This window comes from Pseudomonas ogarae (genome assembly GCF_014268695.2).
Classification (GTDB): Bacteria; Pseudomonadota; Gammaproteobacteria; order Pseudomonadales; family Pseudomonadaceae; genus Aquipseudomonas; species Aquipseudomonas kilonensis.
Window position 1 is genome coordinate 4,114,160 of the sequence record NZ_CP077086.1, and the last position, 12,984, is coordinate 4,127,143.

Below are 12,984 nucleotides of genomic sequence, written 5' to 3' on the forward strand. Positions count from 1 at the left end.
CGCCCATGGCTGGCTTCGGGCTGCGCCCGCCCCTGTTCGAACGCCTGGCCAGCCCGGCGGACGATACCGGGCGGGTGTTCGACCGACAGGCGTTGCAAGACTCGGTGCATGCCGAACTGTCGCGCCTGTTCAATACCCGACGCGGCCCACGGGCGCTGACCGAACCGCCGAGCATCCTCGACTACGGCATCGCCGACTGGACCGCGCTGCAACAGCAGCGCAGCGATGACCGGCGCCAACTGACCCGGGAAATCCGCCAGGCCATCACCCACTTCGAACCTCGCCTGCGCCTGGGCGAGGTCGAGGTCTGCCCGGTGCCGGGCCATCCGCAGCAACTGTGCATACGGCTGCTGGGCGAGCTGCGTGGCGACCTGCACGCCTGGCCCGTGGCCTTTGTCATCGAGCACGCCGGCGACGGCCTTGAGGTACGACATGAGCGACTCGATTGACCCGCAACTGTTGGACTATTACCAACGCGAACTGACCTGGTTGCGGCACGCCGGGAGCCTGTTCGCCGAGCGCTACCCCAAGGTCGCCCGGCGCCTGGAGTTGTCCCCCGGCGAATGCCCCGACCCGCACGTCGAGCGCCTGTTGGAAGGGTTCGCCCTGCTGGCCGCGCGCTTGCAACGCCGGCTGGACGACGACTACGCCGAGTTCAGCGATGCCCTGCTCGAACAGCTTTACCCGTTGGCCATGCGGCCCTTGCCGTCGTGCGCCATCGTGCAGTTCGAACCCGACCCCAGCAAAGGCAACTTGAACGAGGGCTACCCACTGCCCCGCGACACACCGTTGTTCGTCACCACGGACAAAGGCCAGAGCATTCATTTTCGGACCACCGCCGCCGTGCATTTGTGGCCGGTGGCAATCAGCGAGGCATTGCTGCTGGGCAGCGACGAAGCCCAGGCGCTGACCGGAGTGGTCCGGGCCCGCTCGGCCTTGCGCCTGGAGCTGCGGTGCCTGGGCGAAAGCCAGTGGTCGACGCTGGGAATCGACTCGTTGCGGGTACACCTGGCGGCGTCACCGATCATCAACGCCGGGCTATACGATTTGCTGGGCGCGCACGCCATCGAGGTCCTGGCCGGTGCGCCGGGCAGCGTGCCGGAGCCACTGAAGGGCTTGCCACAGATCGTCGGCTTCGCCAGTGACCAGGTCTTGTTGCCGGATGAAGACGGTGTGCATCCGGGCATGCGCCTGCTGGCCGAGTACTTTGCCTTCCCGGATAAATTCGACTTCTTCGATCTGCCACTGGCCGGTGCCACCAGCGACGGTCCGTCGTTGTACCTGTACATCGTTTTCGACCGCCCTCCCACCAGCCGCCTGCCGCTCCAGGCCAGCGACATCGCCCTGGGCTGCACGCCGGTGATCAACCTGTTTCCCAGGACTTCCGAGCCGCTGCGCCCGGATGGCACCCGCAGCGAGTACCGGTTGGTGGCCGACAGTCATCGGGAAAACAGCGTCGAGATCCACAGCATCCGTGGCATGCGCGCCATGTCCAGCCAGGGCGTGCGCAAAGTGCAGGCCTATTACGGCAGCCAGCATGGCAGCGACCAAACCTGTTATTGGCATGCGCGACGGGTCAGTGGCATGAGCCCGAACCGACTGGGCACCGACTTGATGGTCAGCCTGGTGGACACCCAGTTCGACCCACTGGCCGATACTCGCGACTACAGCCTCACCGCCGAACTGCTGTGCACCAACCGTCATCTGGCCCAGAGCCTGCCGGCTGGCACGCCGTTGGGTTTCGAGCGGCCGGGGCCAGTGGCCTGGGCGCGCCTGCGCAACCCACCCAGCCCGCAAAGCCTGCCGCGCCTGGACGGCGAATCGCGCTGGCGGCTGGTGTCGCAATTGACCCTCAATCATTTGTCGCTGGTCGAAGGCCCCCAGGCGTTGGACGCCCTGCGCGAGATTCTCCAATTGCACAACCTGCGGGACGAGGCCAGCGCCCATCGCCAGATCGAAGGGGTATCGGGACTGGGCTGCGACCGGGTCATCGCCCATGTCGGTGAAGACGCCTGGCGCGGCTGGCGAAATGGGTTGGAGGTGCGCCTGCAACTGGACCCGCAACACTTTGTCGGCAGCAGCGCCGTGCTGTTCTCCGGGGTACTGGCGCAATTCTTTTCCCTTTATGCCACCGCCAATCGCTTCGTGCGCACCGTGCTGGTCCAGTCCGACAAGGAGGTGAAGACATGGCAACCCCAAGCCGGCAAACCCCTGGTGCTCTGAACCTGAGCGAGCGACTGCGGCGCGACCCGCAACGCTTCGAATGGCTCCAGGCCTTGCTGTTGCTCGAACGTGAACATCCCCAGGCCGAGCCCCTGGGCAGCGGCACCGCGCCGCACGCCGAAGCCTTGCGTCTGCGCGGGCCCTTGACGCCGCTGTTCGCCGCCAGCGAAGTGGAAAGCCTGGGCCAGGAACCCGGCCTGCCGCCAACCCTGACCACGCCGATCTTCGGCCTCGGCGGCCCCGACGGCCCGTTGCCCTACGCCTACCAGGAATGGCTGCAACAACGGGCACGGGCGAAGGATCATGCCCCGGCGGAATTCCTCGACCTGTTCCAGCATCGCCTGCTCAGCCTGCTTTACAAGGTGATGCGCAAACATCGCATCGCCTTGGGTTTCACTGCCCCGGGATCGTCCGCCGTACACGCGCAACTGCGGGCGTTGACCGGCCTGCTGCCCAAGGCCTTGCAGGAGCGCCAGGCCGCACCCGACTCGGCGGTACTGGCCTGCACCGCGCTGTACGCCGATGGCCGGCGCTCCCTGGACGGGTTCGCGGCGATTGTCCGCGAACAGTTCGGGCTGCCTGTGGAGCTGAACGCCTACGAAGGTGGCTGGCGTGAAATCCCGCCGGCCAGCCGCAGCCGCTTGCAACCGGGCGGGCGCAACCTGTGCCTGGGCCGCAACGCGGTGGCCGGTACACACGTCTGGGACGAACATGCCGGCGTGCGCCTGACCCTCGGCCCGCTGACCACGGGCCAGGCCAGCGAACTGCTGCCCACCGGCGAAACCCATCCGCTGCTCGCCAGCCTCTACGCCCTGTACTTCGGCCCCGACCTGGATTGCACCCTGGTACTGCTGATCCGTGGCGCCGGCCCACTGCAACTGGACCGCCAGGCAGCGCCACGGCTGAACTGGAACGGTGGCCTGCAACGCCAGCCAACCCTCGCCGTGCAACGGATCGAAACCCGTCTTCGTCAGCCGGAGATTGCCTGAAATGGAACTGGCCAGCCTGATCGGACGCCTCAACCCGGACAACCGCCGCGCCCTGGAACGGGCCGCGCAACGCTGCATGCAGCGCAGCCATCACTATGTGGAAATCGAACACCTGCTGTTGGAATTGCTCGACATCGAGGGCGGCGACTTTGCCTGCCTGCTGCCGCGCTTCGGGCTGGAGCGTGACGCGGTGGCGACGGAAACCAACAAGGCCCTGGACCTGTTCAAATCCGGCAGCACCCGCACGCCCGCCTTGTCGGCACAAACCATCGGCCTGTTGGAAGACGCCGTGGTCCAGGCCAGTGTGCTGGGCCTGGACAGCATCCGCTCCGGGCTGTTGCTGCTGGCGCTGCTGGACCGTGATGAGCGCCGCAGCCTGCTGCTCAACAGCGCCTCGTCGTTGCTGCGGATCCCCCGCGACGCCCTGCGCGCCCACCTATTGGAATGGACCGAAAGCTCCCGTGAACATGTCGGTGGCGTGCGCCCGGCCAAACCCGGCGAGCCTCCCCTGAAACAGGACCCGGTGCTGGACCAGTACACCCAGGACCTGACCGCCGACGCCCGGGCCGGGCGCATCGACCCCATCGTTGGCCGCGACGGCGAAATCCGCCAGTGCATCGACATCCTGCTCCGCCGCCGGCAGAACAACCCGATCCTGGTCGGCGCGCCGGGCGTCGGCAAGACTGCGGTGGTGGAAGGCCTGGCCCTGCGTATCGCCGCCGGGGATGTGCCGCCGTCGTTGCAGGAAGTCACCCTGCGCGTCCTCGACCTGGGCCTGTTGCAGGCCGGTGCCGGCGTCAAAGGTGAGTTCGAACAACGCCTCAAAGGCGTGATCGACGCGGTACGCAGCGCCGAAAAACCGATCATCCTGTTCATCGACGAAGCCCATACGCTGATCGGTGCCGGCGGTGCGGAAGGCGGCAGCGACGCGGCCAACCTGCTCAAGCCGGCCCTGGCCCGGGGCGAACTGCGCACCCTGGCCGCCACCACCTGGCTGGAATACAAAAAATATTTCGAGAAAGACCCGGCCCTGGCCCGCCGCTTCCAACTGGTGCAGGTCGAAGAACCGGACGAACTCACCGCCGTGGAAATGCTCCGCGGCGTGGCGAGCAAACTGGAACAGCACCACGGCGTGCAGGTGCTGGACGCGGCCATCCACGAGGCAGTGAAGCTGTCCCACCGCTACATCTCCGGGCGACAGTTGCCGGACAAGGCCATCAGCGTGCTCGACACCGCCTGCGCCCGGGTCGCCCTCGGCCAGCACGACGTGCCGCCGCCGCTGGAAAGCCTGCGCCATCGGCAGAACAGCCTCAAGGACGAGGTCGAACGCCTGCGCCGGGAACAGGCGACCGGGCTCGATCACCGCGAGCGCATCACCCTGCTCGAAGGCGAATCGACCAGCAACGTGCAAGCCATCCGCGAACTGGAAACCCGCTGGGGCGAAGAGCGCGAAGCCGTGCGCGAACTGCTCGACACCCGGCGCGAACTGCTTGCCCTGAGCGAACGCGCCGACGGTGAAAAAGCCGACACCGAGATCGATAACCGCATCGACCACCTGGCCGCCGAACTGCTGCGCCTGGAGGCGGGCCTGGATGCCATTCGCCAGGACGATCCGCTGGTGCCCGAACAGGTGGACAGCAAGACCGTCGCCGCCGTAATTGCCGGCTGGACCGGCATCCCGGTCGGCAAGATGCTCGCCGACGAAGCCCACGCCGTGCGTACCCTCGGCCAGCGCATGGGCCAGAGGGTCATGGGCCAGAGCACCGCGCTGAACACCATCGCCCAACGCCTGCAAGCCTACCGCGCCGGCCTCACCGACCCGCAGAAGCCGGTTGGTGTGTTCCTGCTGGTGGGCCCCACCGGCGTGGGCAAGACCGAAACCGCCTACGCCCTGGCCGACGCCTTGTACGGCGGTGAGCGCAACCTGATCAGCATCAACCTCTCGGAGTACCAGGAAGCCCACACCGTCAGCCAACTCAAAGGCGCGCCACCCGGCTACGTCGGCTACGGCAGCGGCGGCGTGCTCACCGAAGCGGTGCGGCGCAAACCCTATTCGGTGGTGCTGCTGGATGAAATCGAAAAGGCCCACCCGGATGTGCTTGAAGCCTTCTACAACGTCTTCGACAAAGGCCTGATGGAAGACGGCACCGGCCTGGTAGTGGACTTCAAGAACACCGTGATGCTCGCCACCAGCAACGTCGGTGCCGAACTGCTGCTGGACACGCCGACCGCGCAACTGGGCAGCGATGCCTTCAACGAAGCCTTGCACAAGGTGCTGCTGCAAGCGTTCCGTCCGGCATTTTTGGCACGCATGACCGTGGTGGCGTACCGGCCGCTGGATGAAGCGACGCTGGAGGGGATTGTGCTGGCGAAGCTGGAAAAATTGCGCGGGCGCTACAAGGCCGCGACCGGCAAGCAGTTCGAGTTCGATGCGGGGATCGTCAAGGCTGTGTTGGCCAAGTGCAGCGCGGCGGGGGCACGGGACGTCGAGAATGTGTTGATGACCCAGGTGACGGGAAAGTTGGCGGAGTGGGTGTTGGAATGACTTGCCCCGGGCTTCTGGCGTACCGTTCGCCCTCGTCTTTGCGCGTCAAGCCCGCCATGGGCTGCGGGCGGTGAAGTGGCGTTTTTCACCGTGTATTTACTCATGACCAATGGAAGGACATTGCCATGCTGAAGGCAAGACTCGAACTGGAAAAGCGCCATCTTTGTCCCACCTTCGCCAATACTCACGCAGGCATCGTCAGCTTCGACCTGCGCCTTGATATCGATCGAGACTTGCTGGCGTTGGCAGACGGCAACGCCCATCGTGCCTACTACCTGCCGTGGAATCCTGACGCGGGACTCTATGTCGACCTCCCTGCGACCCCGACGGGCAACGACCCACTGCTGTTCCTCACTGCCAACCTGACAGGCTGTTGCGTGGGAATCCAGAACTTCGGCGGGTTCATCAGGGTTCGACACTACAACCTGTACACCACGGGCAATCAGAATCCAGTCTTCTCCCAGGATGACCTTTTTCGCTATGGCACCAACGTTTCCTGGCTGCTGCCGTCGGACAAATACAATGTTCCCGCCATCCAGCGGGCGGTCCCGTATATCCATGGAGGGCCGTGGGCCGAAGCCGTCCTGTGGGGCGAGTATGTCGCCACCTACTGGCCATTCACTTCGAAGTGGCACTTCTACTACCAGAATGGAAACACCAATAAAGTTATCCATGAATTGAATTACCAGTAGCAGGCCATTCAATGCCCCGCTCCACCGACAGCAACACCACGCTATCACTCACCGCCACCTCGCTGTCGGCGCTGTACCCTGAATCGCTGTCCGGCGAAGAACGCCTCAATGCCCTGGGTTCGCACATCCTCAACGGCATCAACGACGGCGCCTCGCTGGACCTCACGACGGCCGTCGCCAGCCACGTGACCACCACGCTGCACAAGGACGCCTTGCTGCGTCCGCTGGACTGGCTGGTGGCCGAGATCCGCCAGCTTCCTGCCGACGCCACCGCCGAGCGCTATCAGCTTTTACTCCGGCCCTGGCTCTGGTGGCTGAGCCTTGCCAGCAACAACCGTGTGTTCCAGAACCTTGCCACCTCGGACATCGTCACCACGATTTTCAAGGGCCACGGTTTCACCGACTTCCAGCTCAAGCTCACCGGCAGCTACACCCCGCGCGAGTACTGCGTGCAATACGGCGAAACCGACCTGGCCTTCGTCTCGCGCCTGATGGAAGAGGACGGGATTTTCTGGTTCTTCACCCATGAAGCAGGCACGCACACCCTGGTACTGGCCGACAGCAACGATGCCTTCGCGCCCATCCCCAACGGGCCGACGGTGAATTATCTCGGGCAGAAAATGGGTGAGCGGGAACTGCACGGCATCCGCTCCGGGCAAGTGTGCCTGCAAGCGGTGGCCGGGGTTTACCAGGCGACCGATTATGAGTTCACCACGCCGACGACATCGCTCTACAGCCAGGCCGAAGCCGTGGCCGGGCCGAGCTCGGTGTACGAACATCCAGGCAGCTATACCGCCAAGGCCCAGGGCGATGCGCTGACCAAACAGCGGGTGGATGGCCTGCGCAGCCAGGAGAAACGCTTCGTTGGCGAAAGCGACTGCCGCTGGCTGGTGCCAGGGTATTGGTTCACCCTCGCCGGCCATGAAGACTCGACGCTGAATATCGATTGGGTCGTGACGGCGGTCAGCCATGAAGCCAGTCACGACAGCTATCGCAACCGCTTCGAAGCGATCCCCAAGGCCACGGTCTATCGACCGGCCCGCCTCACGCCAAAACCGCGCATGCACACCCAGACGGCGCTGGTGGTGGGCAAGGCCGGCGAAGAAATCTGGACCGACGAATACGGCCGGATCAAATTGCAATTCCCCTGGGACCGTACCGGCAAGAACGACGAGACCTCATCGTGCTGGGTCCGCGTGGTCTTGCCCTGGAGCGGCAAAGGCTTTGGCATGCAGTTCGTGCCGCGCATCGGCCAGGAAGTCATCGTGACCTTCATCGACGGCGACCCGGACCGTCCCTTGGTCACCGGCTGCGTCTACAACGGCGACAACGCCCTGCCCTATGCGCTGCCGGCGAACCAGACCCAGTCCGGGATCAAGACCAATTCGTCCAAGGGCGGTGGTGGTTTCAACGAGTTGCGCTTCGAAGACAAGAAGGACGCCGAAGAGGTGTTTCTCCAGGCTCAGAAAGACTTCAACATCAACGTGCTCAACGACACCACAGCCACCGTCGGCCACGACGAAACCCTCACGGTGCAGAACGCCCGCACCCGCACGGTAAAGGACGGCGACGAAACCGTGACCCTGGAGAAAGGCAAGCGCAGCGTGACCATCCAGACCGGCAGCGACAGCCTCGATGTGAAGGACACCCGCACCGTCACCGTGGGCTCGGACCAGAGCCACAGCACCGGCGGCAATTACGATCATAAGGTCACCGGCAACTACAGCCTGACGGTGGACGGCAACCTGACCATCAAGGTCAGCGGCACCCTGACCCTGCAAAGTGGCGGTAGCTTCGCGATCAAGAGCGGCGCCGACCTGGCCGCCCAGGCCAGCACATCCATCAGCCAGAAAGCCGGCACGGCCCTGAGCAACCAGGCCGGTACGTCGCTGGAAAACAAGGCCGGCACCACCCTGACCAACGACGCCGGCATCAGCCTGGTGAACAAGGCGGCGGCCGAACAGACCGTGGACGGCGGCGGCATGCTGACCATCAAGGGCGGCCTGGTGAAGGTCAACTGACAGGAGCCCACCGATGGCCTCGAAAAAACTCGATCTGGAGCGTGGTGACAGCCAACTGAGCGGGCAACTGGTCGATGGTCAGCTCGACGGCCCGCTGCAAATCGAAGAAGCCCAACGCCCGCAAGCAAAACTCAACTACAGCCAAGGTGAACTGCAAGGCACCAGCACCCTGTATCACCCCAATGGCAAGGTCTCGGCGGTATTGCCGTTCGTGAAAGGCAAGTTGCAGGGCGTGGCGAGCTTCTACGCGGCCGAAGGCGGATTGCAACGCCAGGCCACGTACAGGCGCGGGTTGCTGCACGGTGAGGCAAACAACTACTTCCCCGACGGGCAACTGGCCGAAGCCGAGGTCTATCGCGACGGCGTGCGCGACGGCCGCTATCGCCGCCTGCACGCCAACGGCAACCCGGCGGTCGAAGCCCGCTACCTCAACGGCCAACTGCTGGAACCAGCCCAGGCCTACGCCGAAGACGGCCGGCCGCTGGATGCCGAAGGCAAACCAATCTCCCGGGTGCGCTGGTGGTTCAGGCGCTGGAATGATCCTGCGCAGGCCTGACTATTGTCTTCCCCCCCTGTGGGAGCGAGCTTGCTCGCGATGACGCCGGCACATCCAACATCGCCACCAACTGACCCACTGCTATCGCGAGCAGGCTCGCTCCCACAAGGGATCATCCAGACCTTCAGGTTCGCGCCGATCAGGGGATGAGCATCTGCACCTGCCCTGGCACGACGATCTTGATCACCCCGGCCCAGGTACACATCAAGGTGCTGTTGGCATCGATGGCCGGCATGTTGCCCAGCAACAGGGTCGGGGCGCCGCCGGGGATCCAGGGGGCGGCGGTGGCCGGGATGCAGGGCATGGGGGTCAGCACGCCGAGTGCCGCAGCGGTGGCGGCGGCCACGGTCGGATTCGCCAGGCTCATGCACATGCCGAACGTGGTGATGTTCACCAGCGGGATGTGATCCATGATATTCGCCGCCGGCATCCCGCCGGTCAGCAGGCGATTGACCGGCAGCACATTGAGCACCGCCGGGGCGGCGCCGAAGCTGCATTGCAAGGTTGCGGTGCCACAGACTTGCGGGCATCCCATCGCGGTTGCTCCTTTGAAAGCGACAGATCCCGAAACCTTAGCTCGCCCCTACCCAACGCGCACGCCGCCATGCATCAAGCCCGCTGATTATCCGGCAACACGCTAACCTATAAGACCCTGGCGTGCTTGTGACGCCTCCCACGCGCCATTAGATTAGCCAATGATCGATGGCCTCCAAAATAAGCAGAAGGGATAAGCATGGCGTTTACTGATCAGTCCACCCGCGTGCGCGACGGTGAAGAACTCGATGCCAACCTGATCGACCCGTACCTCAAGGCCCACATTCCCGGCCTGACCGGCGTGCCGCGGATCAGCCAGTTTCCCGGTGGCGCGTCGAACCTGACCTACCTGCTGGAATACCCCGAGCAGGAATTCGTCCTGCGCCGGCCGCCGTTCGGCCACAAGGCCAAGTCCGCCCACGACATGGGCCGTGAGTTCCGCATCCTCAATCAATTGCGCGAAGGTTTCCCGTACTGCCCCAAAGCCTACGTGCACTGCACCGACGAGTCAGTGATGGGCGCCGAGTTCTATGTGATGGAACGGGTCAAGGGCATCATCCTGCGCTCCGACCTGCCGCCGGAACTGGGTTTCGACGCCGCCCGCACCGAAGCGCTGTGCAAGAGCTTCATCGACCGGCTCGTCGAGCTGCACCGTGTCGACTACAACGCTTGCGGCCTGGCCGACCTGGGCAAGCCCGAAGGCTACGTGGCCCGGCAGATCCGCGGCTGGAGCGACCGCTACGAAAAAGCCCTGACGCCCGATGCGCCGAAGTGGGAAGCGGTCAAGGCCTGGCTCAACGACAAGATGCCGGCCGACCACCCCACTTCGAGCATCGTCCACAACGACTACCGCTTCGACAACGTGATCCTCGACCCAGAGAACCCGATGCAGATCATCGGCGTGCTGGACTGGGAACTGACCACGATCGGCGATCCGTTGATGGATTTGGGCAACAGCCTCGCCTACTGGATCGAAGCCGCAGACCCGGCCCCCGTCCAGCTGATGCGCCGTCAGCCAAGCCATGCCCCCGGCATGCTGACCCGCCGCGAGTTCGTCGATTACTACGCCGAGCGCGCCGGGATCCGCATCGACAACTTCGACTTCTACTACACCTACGGCCTGTTCCGCCTGGCCGGCATCGTCCAGCAGATCTACTACCGTTTCTTCCACGGCCAGACCCAGGACAAACGCTTCGCGCAGTTCGTTCAGATGAACAAACTGCTGGAGCAGATGAGCCTGCAGGTCATCGACAAATCCACGCTCTGAGCGCACCTATAACAAGGAAACAGCATGTCCAAGACCCAGTTGTTCGACCTCGACGGTAAAATCGCCTTCGTTTCCGGCGCCAGCCGCGGCATCGGCGAAGCCATCGCCAAACTGCTGGCCCAGCAAGGCGCCCATGTGATCGTTTCCAGCCGCAAGCTCGACGGTTGCCAGCACGTGGCCGACGCCATCATCGCCGCTGGCGGAAAGGCCACCGCCATCGCCTGCCACATCGGTGAAATGGAGCAGATCAGCCAGGTGTTCGCCGGTATCCGCGAACAGTTCGGGCGCCTGGACATCCTGGTCAACAACGCCGCCACCAACCCGCAATTCTGCAACGTCCTGGACACCGACCTGGGTGCGTTCCAGAAAACCGTGGACGTTAACATCCGCGGCTATTTCTTCATGTCGGTGGAAGCCGGCAAGCTGATGCGCGAGAACGGCGGCGGCAGCATCATCAACGTGGCGTCGATCAACGGCATCTCGCCAGGGATCTTCCAGGGCATCTACTCGGTGACCAAGGCCGCGGTGATCAACATGACCAAGGTCTTCGCCAAGGAATGCGCGCAATTCGGCATCCGTTGCAACGCCCTGTTGCCCGGCCTGACCGACACCAAGTTCGCCTCGGCACTGGTCAAGAACGACGCCATCCTGAAGACCGCCCTGGCGCAGATCCCCCTCAAGCGCGTGGCCGACCCAAGCGAAATGGCCGGCGCGGTGTTGTACCTGGCCAGCGATGCGTCGAGCTACACCACGGGTGTGGCGTTGAATGTGGATGGTGGGTTCCTGTCCTGACAGTGAGCCCCATGACAGACTCTGTGGGAGCGAGCTTGCTCGCGATAGCGGTGGGTCAGCCAGTACTTGTGCGACTGATGCGGCGCTATCGCGAGCAAGCTCGCTCCCACAGGGACTATGGTGATCACACAGAAAATGAATATTTATTCCAGTATTTGCAATTAGAGAATATTTATTCCATAAATAGCCCTTCTGAAAATAAAAACTCAAAGGGCTCTTTCTCATGCGTGATCTCGGCATCGGTCTGATTGGCACCGGCTTCATGGGCCGTGCCCATGCCTTGGCGTTCCACAATGCCAAGGCGGTGTTCGACCTCCCCCTGAACCTGAAACTGGCGGCCCTGGCCGACGCCGATCCGCAGCGTGCCCGGCAATGCGCCCACAGCTGGGGGTTCGAGACGGCCCACAGCGACTGGCAACAACTGATCGACGACCCGAAGGTCAACCTGATCGCCATCACCACCCCCAACCACCTGCACTTCCCGATGGCCTTGGCGGCATTGGCGGCGGGCAAGCCGGTCTATTGTGAAAAGCCCCTGGCAGTGTCCCTGGAACAGGCCGAGCAGATGCGTCAGGCGGCCAAGGCAGCCGGAGTGGTGACGCGGGTCGGCTACAACTACCAGCACAACCCCATCATTCAACGGGCGCGGGACATGATCCAACGCGGTGAACTGGGACAGATCATCAGTTTCCAGGGCGAATTCAGCGAAGACTTCATGGCCGACCCCGCCTCGCCGTGGTCATGGCGCTGCGAAGCGGCCCACGCCGGCGGCGCACTGGCGGACCTGGGCAGCCACTTGCTGGCCATGGCCCGGCACTTGTTGGGCGATGTCGAGGCGGTGTGCGCCGACAGCCAGACCGTGCACCTCCAACGCCCCGCCAGCACGGGCAATGCCGAACAACGTGCCATCGCAGTGGACGACCAGGTCCACGCGCTGCTGCGTTTCGCCAATGGCGCCCGAGGCACGGTGAGCAGCAGCTGGCTCAAGCACGGCTACAAGAACCACCTGAGCTTCGAGATCAGCGGCACCCTCGGCACCCTGGCGTTCGATCAGGAACGGCTGAATGAACTGCGCCTGTGTCGTGTCGGCCAAGCGGGTTTCCAGCGCCTGCTGGCCGGCCCGGATTTGCCCGGTTATGCGGCGTTCAGCCCGGCCGCCGGGCACCAGTTGGGGTACAACGAATTGAAGACCCTGGAAGTGCATGAACTGGTGATGACCCTCGCAGGCGAAGGCGGCAGCGGGACCGACTTCGACGAGGCCTGGGAAGTGGAGAGACTGGCGGCGGCGATTCGCATCGCGGCGCGGGAGGAGCGTTGGGTGAAGGTAAGGGAGCTATAACCTCGCCACAGAGGGACTGTGTTCAA

General features: G+C 64.1%; 11 protein-coding genes. 10 read left to right on the forward strand and 1 reads right to left on the reverse strand.

The window, feature by feature from the left end:
* The first annotated feature begins 5 nt into the window (after positions 1-5).
* The 7 genes from tssE (at position 6) to HU749_RS17860 (ending at position 9,026) form a co-directional block, all read left to right on the forward strand.
* Entirely contained in the window at positions 6-449 is a 444-nt protein-coding gene (gene tssE, locus HU749_RS17830; RefSeq protein WP_014337904.1) for a type VI secretion system baseplate subunit TssE, read from the forward strand.
* Positions 433-2,223, forward strand: coding sequence for a type VI secretion system baseplate subunit TssF (tssF, locus tag HU749_RS17835; protein WP_095963219.1), 1,791 nt, complete (start codon positions 433-435; stop codon positions 2,221-2,223). Before tssE ends, tssF begins: the two co-directional genes overlap by 17 nt.
* Positions 2,187-3,212: a type VI secretion system baseplate subunit TssG gene (gene tssG / locus HU749_RS17840; protein ID WP_095963218.1), complete on the forward strand. Its 1,026-nt coding sequence runs from the start codon at positions 2,187-2,189 to the stop codon at positions 3,210-3,212. The genes tssF and tssG overlap by 37 nt, the downstream gene beginning before the upstream one ends.
* A gap of 1 nt (position 3,213) precedes the next feature.
* Complete coding sequence (gene tssH, locus HU749_RS17845) at positions 3,214-5,757, forward strand: type VI secretion system ATPase TssH (protein ID WP_186652014.1); 2,544 nt, start codon at positions 3,214-3,216, stop codon at positions 5,755-5,757.
* 125 nt (positions 5,758-5,882) lie between these two features.
* Positions 5,883-6,449, forward strand: a complete 567-nt coding sequence (locus HU749_RS17850; protein WP_186652012.1) for a hypothetical protein — start codon at positions 5,883-5,885, stop codon at positions 6,447-6,449.
* Positions 6,450-6,460: 11 nt separating this feature from the next.
* Positions 6,461-8,470 (forward strand): type VI secretion system Vgr family protein, encoded by a 2,010-nt coding sequence (locus HU749_RS17855; protein WP_095963216.1) that lies wholly within the window; start codon positions 6,461-6,463, stop codon positions 8,468-8,470.
* A 13-nt stretch (positions 8,471-8,483) separates the two neighbouring features.
* Complete coding sequence (locus HU749_RS17860; RefSeq protein WP_046063985.1) at positions 8,484-9,026, forward strand: toxin-antitoxin system YwqK family antitoxin; 543 nt, start codon at positions 8,484-8,486, stop codon at positions 9,024-9,026.
* 139 nt (positions 9,027-9,165) lie between these two features.
* On the opposite strand, the gene HU749_RS17865 is transcribed toward HU749_RS17860, so the two are convergent.
* Entirely contained in the window at positions 9,166-9,561 is a 396-nt protein-coding gene (locus HU749_RS17865; RefSeq protein WP_003202818.1) for a DUF4280 domain-containing protein, read from the reverse strand.
* 198 nt (positions 9,562-9,759) lie between these two features.
* Between HU749_RS17865 and HU749_RS17870 the strand changes: the two genes are divergently transcribed.
* The 3 genes from HU749_RS17870 to HU749_RS17880 all read left to right on the forward strand — a co-directional run bounded on the left by HU749_RS17870 (position 9,760) and on the right by HU749_RS17880 (position 12,958).
* Positions 9,760-10,827, forward strand: coding sequence for a phosphotransferase family protein (locus HU749_RS17870; RefSeq protein ID WP_079302322.1), 1,068 nt, complete (start codon positions 9,760-9,762; stop codon positions 10,825-10,827).
* A 24-nt stretch (positions 10,828-10,851) separates the two neighbouring features.
* Positions 10,852-11,619 (forward strand): SDR family oxidoreductase, encoded by a 768-nt coding sequence (locus tag HU749_RS17875; protein WP_003180553.1) that lies wholly within the window; start codon positions 10,852-10,854, stop codon positions 11,617-11,619.
* Positions 11,620-11,842: 223 nt separating this feature from the next.
* Positions 11,843-12,958 carry a Gfo/Idh/MocA family protein gene (locus HU749_RS17880; RefSeq protein ID WP_079302323.1) on the forward strand — a complete coding sequence of 372 codons (1,116 nt, stop codon included), beginning with the start codon at positions 11,843-11,845 and terminating at the stop codon, positions 12,956-12,958.
* Positions 12,959-12,984: the final 26 nt, after the last annotated feature.